The 18,412-nt window shown below is 70.9% G+C and carries 11 protein-coding genes; 4 read left to right on the plus strand and 7 right to left on the minus strand.

Annotated elements, in window-relative coordinates:
- Positions 1-134: 134 nt before the first annotated feature.
- Complete coding sequence (locus H4687_RS35815) at positions 135-1,454, minus strand: jacalin-like lectin (protein ID WP_046918308.1); 1,320 nt, start codon at positions 1,452-1,454, stop codon at positions 135-137.
- Positions 1,455-2,516: 1,062 nt separating this feature from the next.
- On the opposite strand from H4687_RS35815, the gene H4687_RS35820 reads away from it, so the two are divergent.
- Positions 2,517-4,535: a DUF11 domain-containing protein gene (locus H4687_RS35820; RefSeq protein WP_046918310.1), complete on the plus strand. Its 2,019-nt coding sequence runs from the start codon at positions 2,517-2,519 to the stop codon at positions 4,533-4,535.
- A gap of 90 nt (positions 4,536-4,625) precedes the next feature.
- Here H4687_RS35820 and H4687_RS35825 read toward each other — a convergent pair whose 3' ends face one another.
- The 6 genes from H4687_RS35825 to H4687_RS35850 all read right to left on the minus strand — a co-directional run bounded on the left by H4687_RS35825 (position 4,626) and on the right by H4687_RS35850 (position 13,635).
- Positions 4,626-7,535 (minus strand): glycoside hydrolase family 2 TIM barrel-domain containing protein, encoded by a 2,910-nt coding sequence (locus H4687_RS35825; RefSeq protein WP_046918311.1) that lies wholly within the window; start codon positions 7,533-7,535, stop codon positions 4,626-4,628.
- Positions 7,536-7,556: 21 nt separating this feature from the next.
- On the minus strand, positions 7,557-8,450 hold the full coding sequence (locus tag H4687_RS35830; RefSeq protein ID WP_046918312.1) for a carbohydrate ABC transporter permease: 894 nt from the start codon (positions 8,448-8,450) through the stop codon (positions 7,557-7,559).
- Complete coding sequence (locus tag H4687_RS35835) at positions 8,447-9,412, minus strand: carbohydrate ABC transporter permease (protein WP_046918313.1); 966 nt, start codon at positions 9,410-9,412, stop codon at positions 8,447-8,449. Before H4687_RS35835 ends, H4687_RS35830 begins: the two co-directional genes overlap by 4 nt.
- 23 nt (positions 9,413-9,435) lie before the next feature.
- Entirely contained in the window at positions 9,436-10,701 is a 1,266-nt protein-coding gene (locus H4687_RS35840) for an ABC transporter substrate-binding protein (protein WP_046918314.1), read from the minus strand.
- Between the two features lie 240 nt (positions 10,702-10,941).
- Positions 10,942-12,231 (minus strand): ROK family transcriptional regulator, encoded by a 1,290-nt coding sequence (locus H4687_RS35845; protein ID WP_046918315.1) that lies wholly within the window; start codon positions 12,229-12,231, stop codon positions 10,942-10,944.
- A 156-nt stretch (positions 12,232-12,387) separates the two neighbouring features.
- Complete coding sequence (locus tag H4687_RS35850) at positions 12,388-13,635, minus strand: FAD-binding protein (protein ID WP_046918316.1); 1,248 nt, start codon at positions 13,633-13,635, stop codon at positions 12,388-12,390.
- 154 nt (positions 13,636-13,789) lie between these two features.
- Between H4687_RS35850 and H4687_RS35855 the strand changes: the two genes are divergently transcribed.
- The 3 genes from H4687_RS35855 (at position 13,790) to H4687_RS35865 (ending at position 18,209) form a co-directional block, all read left to right on the plus strand.
- Entirely contained in the window at positions 13,790-14,797 is a 1,008-nt protein-coding gene (locus tag H4687_RS35855) for a hydroxyacid dehydrogenase (RefSeq protein WP_050399327.1), read from the plus strand.
- A gap of 267 nt (positions 14,798-15,064) precedes the next feature.
- Complete coding sequence (locus tag H4687_RS35860; RefSeq protein ID WP_046920214.1) at positions 15,065-16,411, plus strand: radical SAM protein; 1,347 nt, start codon at positions 15,065-15,067, stop codon at positions 16,409-16,411.
- A 268-nt stretch (positions 16,412-16,679) separates the two neighbouring features.
- Complete coding sequence (locus tag H4687_RS35865; protein WP_046920213.1) at positions 16,680-18,209, plus strand: cellulose-binding domain-containing protein; 1,530 nt, start codon at positions 16,680-16,682, stop codon at positions 18,207-18,209.
- Positions 18,210-18,412: the final 203 nt, after the last annotated feature.

Here is an 18,412-nt window from a genome sequence, read left to right on the forward strand (position 1 = left end):
GTGGTCAGGGTGGGGCCGGGGGCACCGGCCCGCTCATGGGCTTCTGACCGTCAAGACGCCCGTCTGCCTCTGTCGATGGCCGCGCGCACGTCGCTTTACCAGCCGAGGTCGGCGGCCACCAGTACCGGGGGTGCTCAGCCGATCGGTGCGTACAGCACGCCCAGCTTGTCGATCTCGTCGCCCGCGCGGCCGGTGAAGCCGACGATCTGCCAGCCGGCGGGAGCGGTGAAGGTCTTCGCGTCGGAGGTGGCCGTGCCGGAGGCGAGGGTGCGGCCCTTGTCCGTGCCGAAGGCGGCGGAGAAGATCCGCGTACGGCCGTCCTTCTGGCCCTGCGTCAGCTTCACCGAGGTGAGGTGCTCGCCGGAGGCCAGGGTGAGGGAGGCCGCCGTGCCGCCGGTACCGCCGTGGGTCAGGGTCGTACCACCGTCGAGCGTGAGCGAGAGCCCGTCGAGGCGGGAGGCGCCGCGCAGGGTCAGGGTGCGGGGCGAGACCGTCGAGGGCAGGTCGTCCGCGTCGGTGAACGCGGTGCCGTGCGGGCCGCCGGCGAAGTCGCTGGCCCGCAGTCGCGGGTTGAGCTTCCAGGAGAAGTCGACCGTGTGCGGGAAGTGGTCGGAGAGGTTGCCGCCCGCCGAGTCGAGGAACTTCGCCCACTCGTTGTTGTAGCGGTTCGCGGTCAGGTCGACGACGTTGCTGTCCCGGTAGAGGACCTTGTCGACGACCTCGCAGCCGTTGGTCGGGGCGGTCTTCGGGCAGACCAGCGGTTCACTGCCCAGCGCGGGGGCGACGCCGCCCTTGACCAGCTGCACCCAGGGGTCCGTCAGGCCGTTCTCGCCGACGAGGCTGCGGATGTTGTAGCCGGTGCGCGTGTAGCGGGTGTTGGTGTCGCCCATGACGATCACCGCGTTGCCCGCCGAGTTCGCCTTGATGAACTCCGAGAGCTGGGTGACGTTGGCGCGGCGCGCGGCCAGGGCCGCATCGTCGTCGTCGGCGTTGGTGTGCACGTTGTAGAGGTCGACGTAGACACCGTCGTCGAGGCGCACCCGGGCGAGGGAGAAGCCCTTCGGCGTCAGGCAGTTGGTGCCGGTGCAGGTGTTCCACTTGACCCGCTCGAAGTCGTCGAACGCGTAGTCGGAGAGGGTGTTGAGGCCGTCCCCGAAGGGCACCCCGCCGCTGGTCGCCGTGCGGTAGGGGTGGTTGTCGCCCGCGTACAGGGCCGCGTGGTAGTTGAAGTCCTCCTGCACGTTGACGATGTCGTACGCCCCGAGACGCGGCGAGATCAGCGGGGTGTTCGTCGCGGGCTTGCCCGAGCTGAGTCCTTCCGGCAGACCGGCGACGTTGTACGTCAGCACGTTGAACGTGCCGCTGGTGGCCGCCGCGGCGGGGGTGGCGCCGGTGGTGGCCAGACCGGTGACGGCCAGCGCGCCGGCGGCGAAGGCGCCGAGCAGTCTTCGCATCGGGCGCGGGGGGTTAGTGGAACGCATGGGGGCTCTCCGGAGGGCGTGGGGAAGATGAGCGGTGCTCAGGTTCAACGTCAATCAGTGTGACGTGCAAGGTCAGTTGGGGAAACAGTGAGGGACGAGGCGATCTGTCGTATCCATGGCACCCGCCAGCCACGCCGTGATCGTTCGACGTTCATGTGCCCCCTCGATCCTCCCCAGGCGGCACGGTCGTGCCGCGGAGGCAGCCGCGGACGGCGGCGGCAACCGGGAGGCGTTCCATGGAGCACGGGCACGGGCACGGGCATGGGCACGGCCGTCACCACCACGGTCATGAGCACGGACGCGGGGCCGGCCGCCCCCTCCACCTCCCCCCGCGCGCCGGCGACGACCCGGTGCGGGTCCTTCCCTCATGGACGTGACGATGCACGCGCTCACCGTGGACGCCGAGGTCGGGGACCTGCGCGCCGCCGATCGGCTCCTCCACAGGCTCGCCGCCGAACTCGCCCTGCCCGAGGGCACGTTCGGCTGCACCCATCTGGTGCGGGGGGGACCGGCCCCGGGTCGCCCTGTCCCTCGCGGTGCCGTCCGAGCCGCTTCTGAGCACCGTCCAGGAGCGGCTCGCGGCCCGTGACCTCAAGGGGGCGCCCGGCATCCCGGACGCCATGGGCCGGGCCGTGATCCATCCCGGCGTCACGGCCCTGACCGGCACGCTGAGGATCGCGGACGTGCTCGACCGCTCCGCGATCTCCCGCGTGAGCGTCCTCGGCCCCCCGGCCGGCCGTCGCCGGACACACCGCTGGTCACCTGCGACCACGTACGGCCTTACCGGCACGAGGGTGAACTGGTCCTCACCGCCATGCCGGCCGCCGGTGGCACCCTCGTCCCCTTCGAGGTCCCCGAACCGACACCGTGCTGCGCGGGCCACTGACACCGTGCCCGTCCCGTCCCGTCGGGGGCGCGGGGCGGGGGCGCGTACCTGCGGACCGTTCACCCGGCAGGTGGAACTCTGCGGCCCAGTGAGCCGATCCGCTGGCCAGCCGTCCCCGGGTGCCGAGGACACGTCCGGACGCTGACGGCATGTCCATCCTTGCTTCCCTACGGGGACCCCTGCGTGCCGTGGCCGTCCTGGCCACGGCACTGGCGTGTGTCGTCGCCGTGCCCCACGGCGCCTTCGCCGCACCCGGTGACCTGGACACCACGTTCGGCACCGGCGGAAAAGTCACTGTCTCCACCCCCTCCTACGCGGACGGCCGGGACGTGGCGGTCCAGGCCGACGGCAAGATCGTCTCGGTCGGCTTCGAACAGGACCCGGCCGGCCAGGACGCCGAGTTCGCCGTGCTGCGGCACAACGCCGACGGCAGCGTCGACACCTCCTTCGGCGGTACCGGCGGCGGCGCCGGCGGCGAGGTGCTGACCGACTTCGAGGGCGGTGACGACGTGGCCCAGGGGGTGGCCGTACAGCCCGACGGCAAGATCGTCGTGGTCGGCCGCCACCAGGAGACCGACGACGAGTTCGCGGGCTGCTGCTGGTTCACGGTGGCCCGGTACACCGCCGACGGCAGCCTCGACACCACCTTCGGCGACGGCGACGGCTGGGTCAGCCCCGGCCTGGCCGGCGGCGCCGAGGACGCGGCCGGGGTCGCGGTGCGGCCCGACGGCAGGATCGTCGCCGGTGCCCGGGCCGGAGGCCTGTTCGGGCTCGTCCAGTACCTGCCCGACGGCAGCCCCGACACCGCCTTCGGCGGCGGGGACGGCGTGGTCACCACCGCGCTCTCCGACTCGCCCGGCGTCGGCGCGACCGCGCGAGACCTGGCCCTCCAGCCCGACGGGAAGATCGTCATGGTCGGCGACGTCGGCCAGACGTCCTTCGACTTCGCCCTGGCCCGGTACAACGCCGACGGCAGCCTCGACACCACCTTCGGCGGCGACGGCAAGGTCACCACGGACCTCGGCGGATACAACTGGGGCGAGGCCGTGGTCGTCCAGTCGAGCGGGAAGATCGTCGCCTCCGGATGGAGCGGCGGCCGCTTCACGCTCGTGCGCTACCAGCTCGACGGGAGCCTCGACGGCGGCTTCGGCACCGGCGGCGTCGCGACCACCGACTTCGGTAGCAGCTCCGGCGTGAACGACCTCGCGGTCCAGCCCGACGACCGGATCGTGGCCGGCGGCACCGCGGGCGGCGACTTCGCGCTGGCCCGCTTCCACGCGAACGGCACCCTCGACACCGGCTTCGGCACCAACGGCCGCACCACCACAGACTTCGGCACCGGCGACAGCGCGTACGGCCTCGCCCTCCAGTCCGACGGCAGGACCGTCGCCTTCGGCAGCAACGCCGACGGTGTGCGCGGTCTGGCCCGCTACCTCGGCGGCGAGGGCGCCCCGCAGCCCACCGGCGTCGACCTGGCCGTCACCAAGACCGGCACCGGCACGGTGAGCATCGGCGACCGCGCCACCTACACCGTGACGGTCACCAACACCGCCGCCACGACCTCGGCCACCGGCGTCGGCCTCACCGACACCGTCACCGGCCCCGCCGCCACGGTCGTCTCGGCCACCCCGGGCCAGGGCACCTGCACCACCTCGGCCACCGGCGCGACCTGCGCCCTCGGTACCCTCGCCGCCGGCGCGAGCACCACGGTGACGATCGTCGTCGAACCCAGGGCCACGGGCACCCTGACCGACCGCGCCACCGTGAGCGCGGCCCAGACCGACCCGGACCCGGGCGACAACACCGCCACGGCCACCACCGCGGTCAACAACTCCCGGGGCTGCACCCGCATCGGCACCAGCGGCGACGACACCCTGACCGGCACCAGCGGCAACGACGTCATCTGCGGCCTCGGCGGCGCCGACACCGTCAACGCCGGCCTCGGCACGGACACCGCCTACGGCGACTTCGGCAACGACCGCCTCGACGGCGCCGGCGGCAACGACACCCTCCACGGCGGCCCCGGCAGCGACAACCTGATCGGCAACGCGGGCAACGACCGCCTCAACACCGTCGACAACGTCTCCGCCAACGACACCGCCAACGGCGGTACGGGCACCGACACCTGCACCACGGACCCCGGGGACACGCGCGTCAGCTGCCCGTGACCCGACGGCCTCCAGGCCGGCTGTACACGAAAAGCGGCCGGTCGGCGATCACGCCGACCGGCCGCTCCGCGCCGGCCTACCACCTACCCCTTACGTCCTCGTCGTCGAGAACACGAACGAGAACTCCGCCGGCCCGGCGAGCAGCTGGTGCTGCGGCAGCGGGCCCGGACCGCAGGACTGGGAGCCGATGCCCATCTGGCCGTGGTCGAGGTTGACCCAGACCGTGTCACCGGCCCGCAGGTCGGTGAGGTGCTCGGCGGCGTCCAGCTGTTCGGTGGTCCAGCGGCGGGCCGTGAACCAGAACTCCGGGTCGCCCTCGACGCGCAGACCGCCCAGTTCCGCCCAGCGGACGTCCGGGCGGGCACCGTTCTCCTGGGGGCGGAGGTACGGGGTCTGCAGTTCGTCCACCGTGGCGTGGTGACGGCTCACCAGGGACGCCGACCGGGTGTCGGGGTAGCCCTCGCCGGGGCCGCCGCCGTACCACGTCACCGCGTTCGCCGACGGCAGCCCGAAGCGGATGCCGAGCCTCGGGAGCGGGACGGTCCAGTCGCCCTCCGGGGCCACCGACACGGTCAGCATCAGCCGGGTGCCGTCGGCGGCCCACCGATAGGTCGTGCGCAGGCCGACCTCCGCCGCGGCCGGCGCCACCCGCGTGCGCACGGTCAGCGCGTCCTCGCCCAACTCCACCCCGTCGAGGCGGTGTTGCATACGGTGCAGGCCCAACTTGCGCCACAGCCGGGCGTACGGCGGGACCGGGTGCCAAGGATCGGCGGCGTCGTTGTCCGTCGGCGCCCGCCACACGTCCAGGCGCAGCCCGGTCACGTCGACTTCGCCGATGGTCTTCAGCGCGCCCGTGCGGACGTCGAAGGAGGCCGGGCCGAGATGGATCAGCCGCTCACTCGCCGTGGGGCGCTCGTTCGGCGTGACGGCGGGCAAGGGCCGCTCAACGGAGGGCAGTTGGGCCCACGCGACCAGGTGGCCCTTCCTGCCCCAGGCCGTGTCCTCGGCCAGCAGCGCCCGTACGGTCCACAGCGCCTCGCCCGCCGGTCCGCCGGACGGCGGCTGCGGCAGCTTCACCTCGGCCGACTCGCCGGGCCTCAGGTCGGGCACCGCCAGGGTGCCGGCCTCCACCGTCCTCCCGTCGACCTCGTACGCCCACTCGAAGGCCAGCTCCGACAGATCCGCGAAGTCGAACGCGTTGCGCACCCGGACCGTCCCGGCCGTACCGTCGCCGTCGATACGGACCGGCTCGATGACCTTCTTGAACTCGATCAGGCCGGGGGACGGCGTCCGGTCGGGGAAGATCAGGCCGTCGCAGACGAAGTTGGCGTCGTGCAGCTCCTCGCCGAAGTCGCCGCCGTAGGCGTAGCCCAGCTCCGGGTGGGTGACGCCGTGGTCGATCCACTCCCAGATGAAGCCGCCCTGGATGCGGTCGTGGGCCTCGAAGATGCGCTGGTAGTCGGCGATGCCGCCGGGGCCGTTGCCCATGGCGTGGCCGTACTCGCACTGGATGAAGGGGAGCCCGCGGCGCTTGTGGGTGCCGCCGTCCAGACCCTGCCCGATGCGCTCGGTCTCGGCGTGGTCGGCGTACATCCGGGAGTAGATGTCGGTGTCGCGGCAGTCCCAGTCGCCCTCGTAGTGCACGAGACGTGAGCCGTCGCGGCCGTGGATCCACTCGGCCATGGCGGTGAGACCGCGGCCGGTGCCGGCCTCGTTGCCGAGCGACCAGATGACCACCGAGGGGTGGTTCTTGTCGCGCTCGACCATCCGGGCCGCGCGGTCCAGGAGGGCCGGGGTCCAGCGGTCGTCGTCGACGGGGTTGTCCCGCCAGTTCTGCTCGGTGAAGCCGTGGGTCTCCAGGTCGCACTCGTCGATCACCCAGAGGCCGTACTCGTCGCACAGGTCGAGGAAGGCCGGGTGCGGCGGGTAGTGCGAGGTGCGGACCGCGTTGAGGTTGTGCCGCTTCATCAGCAGCACGTCCTCGCGCATCGTCTCCAGGTCCAGGGCGCGGCCCGTCTCCGGGTGCCACTCGTGCCGGTTGACGCCCTTGAACAGGATCGCCTTCCCGTTGACCTTCAGCAGGCCGTCCTCCAGCACGACCGTGCGGAAGCCGATCCGCAGCGGGACGCGCTCGCCCTCGGTGACCAGCTCGCCGTCGTACAGCCTCGGGGTCTCGGCGGTCCACGGCTCGACCGGGACCGCCACCGGCTCGCCGGTCGCGACATCGATGTCGAGGGCGGGCACGAGGACCCGGCCGTCGACGTCGGAGTCGACCCGCAGGGTCCCGATGCCGCCCGTGTGGTCGTAGGAGGCGTGCACGAAGAAGTCGAGGGCGCTGCCCGCCGGGCGGTGCAGCAGCGTGACGTCCCGGAAGATGCCGGGCAGCCACCACTGGTCCTGGTCCTCCAGGTAGGAGCCCGCCGACCACTGGTGGACCCGGACGGCGAGGACGTTCCCCGCCGGCTTCAGCAGGTGCCCGACCGCGAACTCGTGCGGCAGCCGGGACCCCTTGAACTCACCGATGTCCGTGCCGTTCAGCCACACCCGGGCACAGGACTCCACACCGTCGAACCGCAGCACCGCCCCGCCCTCGTCGAGAGCGGGCCACTCCTGCGGCAGGTCGAAGAACCGCAGGTGGTCGCCGGTCGGGTTCTCCGTCGGCACCCGCGGCGGGTCCACCGGGAAGGGGTACAGGTGGTTGGTGTAGATCGGTGCCCCGAAGGCCCCGTCCCCCTGCAGCACCCAGTGGCCCGGCACCGCCACCTCCGCCCAGCCCCCGGCGTCGTACCCCTGCGCCGCGAACGAGTCGTCCTCGGCGTCGGCGGTGGGGGAGAGGCGGAAGCGCCAGCTCCCGTTGAGCGACAGCGACCGGGCGTCGGAGGACGCGTACCAGGCACGGGGCGGCAGGGCCCCGCTGCCCGGCGAGACGTCCTCGACGTAGTCGACGGATGTGCCGGTGGAGGAGGTGGTGGCGGTGGTGCCGGTGGTGCGGAAAGACATCGGTCTCCTTGCTGATTTTTCCTAGCCCTTGATCCCAGTCTGCGCGATGCCCTGCACCAGCCAGCGCTGGAGGAAGAGGAAGACGAACACCAGGGGCAGGATGGAGATGGCCGTGGCCATGAAGATCAGGTGGAAGTTGACGGTCTGGCCGGTCATGTAGTTCGAGAGCGCGACCTGGACGGTCCACGCGCTCGGGTCCTGACCGATGACCAGGGGCCACAGGAAGGAGTTCCATCCGCTGATGAACGTGATCGTCGCCATCGCGGCGAAGAAGTTCAGCGAGTTGGGTACGACGACCCGCCAGTACGCGCCCATGTAACCGAGCCCGTCCACACGCGCCGCCTCCTCCAGCTCCTTGGGGAACCCCAGGAAGTACTGCCGGAACAGGAAGCAGGTGAAACCACTGAAGAGGCCCGGAATGATGAGGCCCCGGTAGGTGTCGATCCAGCCGAGGGAGGACACCAGTACGAAGCTGGGCACGAAGGTGACGGCGGTGGGGACCATCAGGGTGCCCAGCACCGCGTAGAAGATCTTGTTGGCGTGCTTGTACGGGATACGTGCCAGGCCGTAGCCGGCCAGCGAGCAGACGAGCAGCGTACCCACGGTGTGCAGAACGCCGACGACCGCCGAGTTCCACAGCGAGCGCGCGAAGTCGACCGACGGATCGTCGAACGGCTCACTGATGTTGCCCCACTGGATGTCGGTGGGGAACCACTTCCATTCCTCGCCCGTGATCTCCGGGTCCGTCATCAGCGCGTTGCGAAGGATCAGATAGAACGGGATCAGGAAGAGGAACGCGGCGAAGCCGGTGGCGACGTAAAGCCCGGTCGAGCCGAGCACACTGCCGGTACGCACGCGACGCGGCTTGGCCGACACGTCCGCCCGGTCCGCCGGAGGTGTCGTGGTGGTGGTCACTTGGACTCCTCACCCCTTCCGAATCCCATGAACTTGCCCTGGAGCAGGGTGACCAGGCAGATCAGTACGGTGAGGATCAGCGCGCCCGCACTGCCCGCGCCGTAGTCCTGGCTGTCACCGAGCGCCTTGTAGTACAGCTCGACCAGGGGCGGCCTGCCCCAGGTGGTCTTCGACAGCAGGTTGAAGAACTCGTCGAAGGCCTGGTATGCCGCCACGAGCAGCAGCAGGATCACGGCGGTGGAGGTCGCCCGCAGCTGCGGCAGGGTGATGTGCCAGAAGGTCTGCCAGCCCGGCTTCGCACCGTCGATCGAGGCGGCCTCGTACAGCTCCTGCGGGATGTTCTGCAGGGCCGCGATGAAGAGGATCATGTAGAAGCCGGCCTGGAGCCAGAGTCGGACGCTCAGGATGACCAGCCAGTACCACGGCGGGTCGGGGCTGGCCAGCCAGGCGGTGTTGTCGATGCCGAACAGGCCCAGGAAGGTGTTCGCGAGACCGAAGCGGACACCGTTGAAGATGGACATCTTCCACACCAGCGAGGCGGCGACATAGCTGACCGCCGTGGGCAGGAAGAACACCGACCGGAAGAACGCCCGCATGAACCGCAGCCGGTTCACCATGAGCGCCAGGCCCAGCGAGGTCGCCCAGGTGATCGGCACGATGAAGACGGCGAAGACGGTGAAGGTGACGAGAGAGCCGATGAAGTCCTCGTCGGTCAGCATCGTCACGTAGTTGTCGACGCCGACGAACGTGCTCGGGGTGACCGTGAAGCGGGCCTCGAAGAACGACAGATACAGGCTCCACAGGATCGGCAGATAGACGAAGATCGCCAGGCCGATCAGGAACGGCCCGGTGAAGAGCCAGAAGTTGAAGGTGGGGGAGCCCCGCAGCCCCCGCCGCGGCTCGGCCGGAGAGGCCTTGGCCGGGGCGGGGCTGGAGACGCCGTCCTTGGTGATGGTCGACATGTTGTGAGTACCTGTCCGCCGGTCTATCCGAAGAGCTTCTTCAGCTCTTTGTTGACCTTCGCGTCGGCCTTGGTGAGTTCCTTGTCCGGGTCGCCGCCCTTGCGCACGGAGTTGGCGAGGACGTCCTCCAGGGCGGTGATGCTCGCCTGGGTCCAGCCGATGTTGTCGAAGTGGCCGTAGTCGCTGAAGAGCTTGACGCCCTCAGCGGGCAGACCCGACTTCAGCTTCTCGGCCGACTGCGCGATGGAGGTGCGCGGCGGGATGTGGAAGCCGTACGAGAGCGCCCAGTCCTCCTGGTACTCCTTCTGGTCGATCCACAGCCACTTCACGTATTCCTTGGTCTCGTCGACGTTCTTGCCCTTGGCGTTGACGAACATCGACCAGCCGCCGTTGTAGACGGAGAGCTTGCCCGCGTCGCCGACCTTCGGGAACGGGAAGATGCCGAGGTCGTCGCCGAGCGCTTCCTGCATCTGGGGCATCGCCCACATGCCGCACCACTGCATGGCGGTCAGGCCCTGGTTGAGCGCCGACGGGTCCCAGAAGTCGGTCGGGGCGTCGAGCAGCAGGTCACCGCTGGTGAACAGCTTGCGCAGCTGCTTGAAGCCGTCGACGACCGCGTCCGTGTGGTAGGCGATCTGGTTCTTGTCGTCGAGGTGCTGCGCGCCGGCCGACCAGATCAGCGGGTTGACCATCGAGTGCAGGGTGTTGCCGAGGTAGGCGCCCTTGACCTTGCTGGTGGTCAGCTTGGCGGCGGCTTCGGCCAGCTCCTCCAGCGTCTGCGGGACCTCGACACCGGCCTTGTCGAACAGCGACTTGCGGTAGAAGAAGAACTGCGGGTCGTCGATCATCCGGATGCCGTATATCTTGCCGTCGACCGTGTGCGAGGCGATGTCGGCCGGGTTGAAGTCGTCCTTGACGGGGTTGATCAGATCGCTGAGGTCGGCGACCTGACCGCTCTCGATCATCTGCAGCTGCGGGTGGAACTCGAAGCAGTCGGGGGCCTTGTCCGTGAGCAGCGAAGCGAAGAGCTTGCTCTCGAAGTTGGAACCGGTGATCCACTGCGTGGTCACGTTTCCGCCCTTGTAGGCCTTCGCGTACTTCTTGATCGCCTGCTCGGTGCCCGCCTCGCCGTACGCGTGGAAGTACTGCGTGAGACCGGCGCCCGACCCCCCGCCGTTGCTCCGGCCGGTGTTGCTGCCGCATGCGGCCAGACCGCCGGCGGCGGCCAGGCCCATGGCGGCCCGCAGTACGGAGCGGCGGTCGAAGTTGCTGTTGCTCATTGCCGACATGCTGACGTCCTTGTCTCGAGTACGGCTGCGGCGCTGCGCCCACGGCTCGGCGGCTCAGTGCCAGTTGGCTCAAAGAGGCTTGCGGTGCGGGACGTTAACCTTCGGCTAAGGCTTCGGCAAGGGGTTGGACGAAGTCTGTTCGAAGCGTTGTATTCGGTTCGGTGTTCCGAACGTCCGTGCGGTGCAATGGATTTGACGTGGGGGTGAGGGCCGCCGGGTCAGGGTCCGGCGGCCCTCGGCTCAGGGGTGTGGGTGCAGCCGTTCGCGCTCGTCGAGGCGCCCTCGGCGGCGTACGGCGGGCTTGTCCGGGGCGGCGCGTCTGCCCGGTTTCTGCCCGACCGACTGGAGCGCGCCCTCCAGCGCGAACGTCGCCGCGCCGAGGCATGCCGGGTCGGTGGGGATCAGGGAGAGGACGATGTCGGTGGCGGCCATCGGGCGCGGCAGCGCGTGCCGGGCGACGGCCTCGCGCACCTCCGCGACCAGCGGCTCACCGAGGGCGGCCGCGACCCAGCTGCTCAGCACGACCACTTCGGGATTGAAGAGATTGACCAGGTCGGCGATGCCCGCACCCAGATAGCGGGCGGTGTCGCGCACCACCTTGACCGCCACCGGGTCCTGCCGGGCCACCCCCCGCGCGAGCGCGGCGATGGTGGCCGTCTGGTCCTCGGGATGCAGCAGCGTGCTGCGCGGACTCAGCTCCCGGAGGTTCAGCATGATCCCCGGGGCGCCCACATACGTCTCCACGCACCCGTGGTTGCCGCAGTGGCACAGTCGGCCGTCCAGCACGATCGTGGTGTGGCCCCACTCCCCGGCGCTGTTGCTCACGCCCCGGTGCAGCCCGCCGCCCAGGACGAGCCCGGCTCCCACACCGGTCCCGAGGTTGACGATCACGGCGTCCCCGCGCCCCCGCGCGGCCCCGAACCACAGCTCGGCCACCGCGACGGCGCGCAGCGGATTGTCCAGGTACAGGGGATAGGCGATGTGCTCGGTCAGCAGGTCGAGCAGTGGTACGTCGTGCCAGTCCCAGTTCGGCGCGTACTCCGAGATGCCGGTGGCGCGGTCCACCTGCCCCGGCACGCTCACCCCGACGCCGAGCACCCGCGCGCCCTCGATGCCGGCCTGCGCGACCACCGAGCCGACGGCGGCGGCCACGTGCCCCACCATCTGCTCGGGCAGATTCTCGCCGGGCCGGACGTCCTCCTCGGCCCGGGCCAGGACGTTCAGCGCCAGGTCGAACAGCTCGACATGGACGTACGTCTCCGCGATGTCGACGCCGATCAACGCGCCCCCCGACGCGTTGACGGCCACCAGCCCCCGGGGGCGGCCCCCGGCCGAGTCCTCGAACCCGACCTCGGTGATCATGCGGAGGTCGAGCAGTTCACCGACGAGCGTGGCGACCGTGGCGAGGCTCAGCCCGGTCGCCGCCGCCAGCTCCTGCCGGGAGGTGGGAGACTTGGCGATGATCTGGCGGAGCACCTCGTAGCGGTTCGCGGTGCGAATGTCGCGTGAGGTGCGCTTCACCGACGACATGATCCCCTCGATCCCTCCAGGCCATGACGAGGCCTGTTGCCCCGGCGCGGTCGAAGGCTATGGCGCGGAAGGGGCTTTCTACAAGGGGTTAGGAAAGGGGGTTTACGAAGTCGTCCGGCGAACCGCCGACCGTGGCCGGAGAACGACCGTGCACTCCTACGCGCCGAGAACCTCCCGTACGAAGGTGTTGCGGAACTTGCCCGCGGGGTCCAGCCCGTCGGCCACCCGCCGGAAATCACCCAGCCGGGGGTACAGCCGCCCCAGTTCGGCCGCCGGCACGGTGAACACCTTGCCCCAGTGCGGTCGCGCCTCGAACGGCGCGAGCACCTCCTCCACCCGCCGCACCACGGGCAGGACCGGCGCCGCGTCCGCGATCCACGTGAAGTGCAGCGCGACCGTGTCCCGGCCCTCGGCGGGGCCGATCCACTGTTCGTCGGCGGCCATCGTCCGGACCTCGCAGACCTGCAGCACCGGTGCCACGGCGTGCCGGATCCCGTCGACCGCGCGCAGGGCGTCCAGGGCGAACGGGCGCGGCAGCAGATACTCCGACTGCAGCTCCTCCCCGCTGCTCGGCGTGAACTCCGCCCGGAAGTGCGGCAGCCGCTCGTGCCAGGGGCCGGGCACGCCGAACTGCTCGGTGCAGTTCACCGCCGGCATCCCCGGCACCGGATGCATCGCCTCGGTCGCGGGCGCGGCCCACGGGAAGTCCGTCGTGGGCCGGTCCCGGCGACGCTTGACCCACACCTGGTCGAAGCCGGCGTGCTGCCAGCGGGTGAAGAGGCTCACGCTGTACGCCGACGCCGAGACGGCGTCGAAGTCCAGCCCGTCCAGGGGGAGTTCACCGAAGACGTGCTGGGTCACCTCGAAGGCGGGCGCCAGGTCGAGGGTGAGCGCGGTGACCACGCCGAGGGCGCCGAGCGAGGTGACCGCCGCGCCGAAGCGGTCGTCGCCACGCGTGAGCGTCAGCGCCGACCCGTCCGCCGTGACCAGCTCGACCTCGCGCACGGCCGCCGCGAGCGGACCGTTGCCGTCGCCGGAGCCGTGGGTGCCGGTGGCCACCGAGCCGGCGACGGAGATGTGCGGGAGGGAGGCCATGTTGTGCAGGGCGAGACCGTGGGCGTGCACCGCGCGGGCCAGCTCCGCGTACCGGACACCGCCGCCGACCCGGACCGTACGCGCCGCCGTGTCCACGTCGACCGCCGGCGGCAGGCCGGTCAGGGAGAGCAGAACGCCCTCGGGGCCGGGCTCCGCGATCTCGTTGAACGAGTGCCCGCTGCCCAGCACCCGCACGCGCTCGCTGCCCGCGACCAGGGCCCCCAGCGCGTCGAGGGTACGCGGCCGGTGCAGCTCCTTCGCCGTGTACGTGATGTTCCCGGCCCAGTTGGTCAGGGTCTCCGCCGTCATGCTGGATGTCCTCCGCGCTCCACGAGCCGTCGCTGTCGAGGGCCATCTTCTCCGCCCCTGCCCCACACCCCTTCATTGACCCTCTGGCGGGCGCCTGCCTACCGTAGAGAGCGGTTGCTGCCGCCTGCCTCCCCCTCAGTCGGAAGGTCCTTCCTTGCCCGAGCGTCCGCTCGCCCTTTTCGCCATGACGGCACCGAACGTTCCGCAGGTCTTCCCGCCGGAGGTGCTGTCCCGGCTGCGCGAGACCGTCGAGATCGATCCCGCCCTGGTCGCCGAGGACTTCGCCGACCCCCGGGTCCGGAAGGCGCTGGCCGAGGCCGAGGTGCTGGTCACGGGCTGGGGCTGCCCCCGTATCGACCGGGCGGTCCTGGACGCCGCGCCCCGGCTGCGGGCGGTGCTGCACTCGGCGGGCTCGGTGAAGGGCTTCGTCACCCCCGACGTCTGGGAGCGGGGGATCGCCGTCTCCACGGCCGCCGCCGCCAACGCCGTGCCCGTCGCCGAGTACACGCTCGCCATGATCCTGCTCGCCGGCAAGGACATCCTCGGCCGCCGTGAACGCCTGCGGACCGAGCGCGTCTCACCGGGCTGGGGATTCGTCCCCGGCATCGGCAACCACGGCCGCCGCGTCGGTGTCATCGGCGCCTCCCGCATCGGCCGCCGCGTCATCGAACTGCTGCGCCCCTTCGACCTCACGGTGAGCCTCACCGACCCCTACGTCGACGAGGCCGGGGCCGCCGCCCTCGGCGTACCCCTGCTGCCGCTCGACGACCTGCTGCGCACCTGCGACATCGTCACCGTGCACGCCCCGGACACCCCCGAGACCCACCGGCTCCTCGACCGCCGCGCACTCGCCCTCATGCCCGACGGAGCCGTCCTGATCAACACCGCGCGCGGCGCCCTCGTCGACCACGCCGCCCTCGTCGACGAGCTGCGCGCCGGCCGGCTGTCCGCGATCCTCGACGTCACCGATCCCGAACCCCTGCCCGCCGACTCCCCCCTCCTCGACCTGCCGAACGCCTTCGTCACCCCCCACCTGGCCGGCTCCCAGGGCAACGAGGTCGCCCGTCTCGGCCTCGCGGTCACGGAAGAGGCCGAACGCCTCACCACCGGCCGGGAACTGGCCCACGCCCTGGACCGCACGACGCTGGAACGCATGGCGTGAACCCGGCGCCGCCACCGCGACGGCCCATGCCACGAGGCACCCGAACGAATCGACCGGCCCCGGCACGAGGAGCAGCAGCCGCCCTCGGACCGCTCCCGGCGGCCGGCGCCCGCGCGGCGGCGCGCACGAGGAAACCGGTGACCGTCGTCACCCCCGCCCCGCCGAGGGCCCCCGCTCCCACGTCCCCGCCCACGGAGGCATACCGTGAGGTGGCGAACAACGACGACGGACGACCTCTTGCGTGACGTCGGGAGCGAGGAGAACGGGATGGGCAGCCGCACCGCACTGGTGGAGGACCTGATGGAGAGGTTCCCGCACGTGCCACGGGAAGCCGTCTTCAAGGAGGACCTGCTCAGGGGTGGGGTGGCGTTCGACGCCTCCGCGCTGAGCGACAACGAGAAGGGCGACGTCAAGCCGAAGTCGTACTTCATCTTCTCCTTCGACCACGGCACCCTCCCCGAGCTGGGCGAGGCCGCGCTGCGCCGCCCGCCGGAGGAGATCATCCTCACCGGCGGCCCGTACGACCTGCGGCGTACGGTCGTCTCCGTACGGGTCAACCCCGCCTCGCCCTACCGGGTGGCCTCCGACGAGGAGGGCCTCCTCGGCCTCTACCTCGACGGGCGGCGCATCGCCGACGTCGGCGTGCCGCCCATGCCCGAGTACTACCGGCACACCCTCTCCAACGGGAAGTCCGTGATGGAGGTGGCCCCGACCATCCAGTGGGGCTACCTGATCTACCTCACCGTCTTCCGGGTCTGCCAGTACTTCGGCGCGAAGGAGGAGTGCCAGTACTGCGACATCAACCACAACTGGCGCCAGCACAAGGCGGCGGGCAGGCCGTACACGGGCGTGAAGGACGTCGACGAGGTACTGGAGGCGCTGGAGATCATCGACCGGTACGACACGGCGAAGACCTCCACCGCGTACACGCTCACCGGCGGCGCCATCACCAAGACGGTCTCCGGCCGGGACGAGGCCGACTTCTACGGCCACTACGCCAAGGCCATCGAGGAGCGCTTCCCCGACCGCTGGATCGGCAAGGTCGTCGCCCAGGCCCTGCCGCTGGACGACGTCAAGCGCTTCCACGACTACGGCGTCAAGATCTACCACCCCAACTACGAGGTGTGGGACGAGTACCTCTTCAAGATGTACTGCCCCGGCAAGGAGCGCTACGTCGGCCGCGACGAGTGGCACAAGCGGATCCTGGACTCGGCGGGCGTCTTCGGCGCGCGCAACGTGATCCCCAACTTCGTGGCGGGCGTGGAGATGGCCGAGCCGTTCGGGTTCACCACGGTCGACGAGGCCATCGCCTCGACCACCGAGGGCCTGCGCTTCTTCATGTCGCACGGCATCACGCCCCGCTTCACCACCTGGTGCCCGGAGCCCACGACCCCGCTCGGCAAGGCCAACCCGCAGGGCGCGCCGCTGGAGTACCACATCCGGCTGCTGCAGGCCTACCGCGCCACGATGGACGAGTTCGGGCTGTCCTCGCCGCCCGGCTACGGCCCGCCCGGACCCGGCAACGCCGTCTTCTCCGTCAGCTCCTTCATGGACAGCCTCCCGGCCGTCGAGGAGGCGCCCAAGGGGGCGACCGAGGAGACGACCAAGGGCTAGAGGGGGAGAAGGGGGCCGACACGGAGAGTACCGACTACGTTTCCAGTCGGTAATTCCTGTGACGGTTGAGTCGATCGGGTCCGGCGTACGTACCACTCCACAAGCGTGACCACTGGTGACGGCATTTGAAGACGCGGCTTGTCAGTTGTGCGGAAACCGTGAAAAGCTCTGGGCCACCCGCAAGGTGGTCCCCCCAACTCCCTTGAAGCAAAGGGTAGTTGACCGCTTTTGCGAACTTCCCCCCTCGCTCTGTGGATGCAGGAGACCCATGCCCGACCTGCCGAAGCCCCAGGACGCCGCCGAGGCCGCGTTGTTCTCGGAGTGCTGGGACGCGGTCCTGTCGTACGCCGACCTGTGCACATCCGGTTCGACGGCGGCGACCCAACTGGCCACCGACGCCTTCACGCACGGCATGCACGAGGCCCGCGCCCTGGAGTTCGACATATGGGCCGACCGTGGTGCCGGACGGCGTGCCCTGCGGCTGCCACGCATACCCTTCCTCCTGACCTGGGTCAGGACCACCGCCGCGACCTGGGAGGCGGGCGGCCAGGGCCACCGGCTCGACCCCGACCTGCGCCTGTGGCTCAACTCGGACAAGGCCGCCCGTTACACCGGCCCGCCGCTGCACCGCCCCCTCGCCCTGCGCGCCCTGCGTGACATGCAGGAACCCGACGCGGCCCTGCTGTGGCTCGCCGAGGTCGAGTCGCTGCCGCTGGGCTCGGTGGCCCGCCGCCTCGGCCTCGACCCGGAAGTCGCCCGGTCCGAACTCGACCAGGTGCGCGCGCTGTTCAGGGACCGCTGCGCCCGCAGTCAGCTCGACACGCCCATGAACCCCGACTGCCGCAGCTACGCCCGGCTGCTGGACGCGGTCACCCGCTCGCCCGGCACCGACACCCCCGACGACCTCTCGCGCCACCTCGCCACCTGCGTGGAGTGCGCCGAGGCCGCGGCCTGCCTCGGCCTGCACGGCGGCGGTCTGCCCGCCGCGCTCGCCGGCGGCGTGATCGGCTGGAGCGGACTCGCCTACCTGGAGCGCCGCCGCCGCGCGGCCGACGCCGGGCTGCTCCCCGGGCGCGCCGACGCCACCGGTGCCGACCGCGGACTCTCGCCGGGCCGGGAGCCGGGGCCCCGGTTCGGCCGCAACGGGCTGCTCGTCGCCGCCGGTCTGGTCTCCGTGCTGGCGCTCGCCGTCTCCCTCATGCCCTTCGGCGAGGACGACACGATCGCGGGCGGCCCGTCCGCCGACGACTCACCGGTGGTCCAGCAGGACCCGAGGTTCCCGGTGTCCCCGCCCCCGTCCGGGGAGGGGTCCGAACTGCAGAGCACGACCCGGCCCGGGCCGACCGGCTCCGGCGACAAGGGCGACAAGGGCGACGACAAGGACAAGGGCGGCAACAGCAACGAGGAGCCCCAGGGCGACTCCTCGTCGCCGGCCCGCGTCTCCCACAAACCGGTCGACCCCGGCAAGTCGCCCAAGGCCATCTGCCACGTCCGCTACCAGCTCGTCAACGAATGGCCCGGCGGCTTCCAGGCCACCGTCACCGTCACCTCCAAGAAGGCCCTCGACGGCTGGCGCCTCGGCTGGACCTACGCGGGCGACCAGCGCGTCACCCAGATGTGGGACGGCACCTTCGACCAGGAGGGCTCGCAGGTCAGCGTCAGCGCCGCCGACTACAACAAGTCCGTGGCCGCGGGCGGCACCTTCGGCGTCGGCTTCCTCGGCATCTGGCAGGGCTTCGACAACCCCGACCCCGTGAAGTTCACCCTCGACGGGAGTCCCTGCGCGACGGGGAAGTGAACGCGTCGCGTCCCGGAGGGCGGAGAGCCCGCCCGGGGCGCGTGCCCCGCCCCGCGGCGCGTGCGGTGGCACCCGTCGCGGACAGCCGGAGGGGCTCCACGAACGCGAACCGCGGCTCCACCCTTGCGCTGCCGGGCAAGAACCGGTGCACTCGTGGACGATCGACAGCGGGTGATTCTTTCTATGGTCGTCGCATTCCCGCC

Source organism: Streptomyces stelliscabiei (genome assembly GCF_014873495.1).
GTDB lineage: Bacteria > Actinomycetota > Actinomycetes > Streptomycetales > Streptomycetaceae > Streptomyces > Streptomyces bottropensis.